Genomic DNA, 1,047 nt, shown 5'->3' with positions numbered 1-1,047 from the left:
TGCTGGAGACCCGCCAGATCCGCAAGATGATCTCGTCCTACGTGGGCGAGAACAAGCTTTTCGCCCAGCAATACCTCTCCGGTGAGCTGGAACTGGAATTCAACCCGCAAGGCACGCTCGCCGAGCGCATCCGCGCCGGCGGCGCCGGCATTCCAGCCTTCTACACCAAGACGGGAGTGGGCACCCTCATTGCCGAGGGCAAGGAAGTGCGCGAATTCAATGGCGAGACATACGTCATGGAGACGGGCCTTTTCGCCGACATTTCCGTGGTTCATGCCTGGAAGGGCGACACGGAAGGCAACCTCGTCTACCGCAAGACCGCCCGCAACTTCAACCCGATGATGGCCACCGCATCGCGACTGACCATTGCCGAGGTCGAGCATCTCGTACCGGCAGGCGAGCTCGATCCGGATGGCATCCACACCCCGGGCATCTTCGTGAAGCGCATGGTGCATGTGCCGAACCCGGTCAAACACATTGAGCAACGAACGACCCGCAAGCGCGCCGAGGCCGCGCCTGCCGGAGCAGGGGAGGAAGTCTGATGGCCTGGACCCGTGAACAGATGGCTGCCCGCGCGGCCAAGGAGCTGCGCGACGGCTTCTACGTGAATCTCGGCATCGGCATTCCGACGCTGGTGTCGAACTTCATCCCCAAGGGCATGCGCGTGCAGCTCCAGTCGGAGAACGGCATGCTCGGCATGGGCCCGTTCCCTTTTGAGGGCGAAGAGGATGCGGACCTGATCAATGCCGGCAAGCAGACGATCACCGAGCTTCCGACCACCAGCTATTTCTCGTCTTCCGATTCCTTCGGCATGATCCGCGGCGGCCATATCGACCTGTCGATCCTCGGCGCTATGCAGGTGGCCCAGAACGGCGATCTCGCCAACTGGATGATCCCCGGAAAGATGGTGAAGGGTATGGGCGGCGCCATGGACCTGGTGGCGGGCGTCAAGCGCGTCGTCGTGGTTATGGAGCATGTGGCGAAAGCCAAGGATGGCTCGGAGGACCCGAAGCTCCTGAAGGAGTGCAATCTGCCGCTCACAGGAAC

2 protein-coding genes are annotated in these 1,047 nt (G+C 62.3%); both read left to right on the top strand.

Features of this window, described 5'->3' with window-relative positions; translation table 11 throughout:
- Nucleotides 1–542: CoA transferase subunit A (locus FS320_RS44025; RefSeq protein ID WP_152718736.1), on the top strand; the 542-nt coding region annotated here is incomplete at its 5' end.
- On the top strand, nt 542–1,047 hold a 506-nt coding region (locus tag FS320_RS44020), incomplete at its 3' end, for a 3-oxoacid CoA-transferase subunit B (RefSeq protein WP_152718735.1). The genes FS320_RS44025 and FS320_RS44020, both read left to right, overlap by 1 nt.

The sequence above is a fragment of the Microvirga tunisiensis genome, assembly GCF_009296175.1.
Classification (GTDB): domain Bacteria; phylum Pseudomonadota; class Alphaproteobacteria; order Rhizobiales; family Beijerinckiaceae; genus Microvirga; species Microvirga tunisiensis.
Note: the sequence above shows the minus strand (reverse complement) of the source record. Positions and strands in the feature narration are given on the sequence as shown.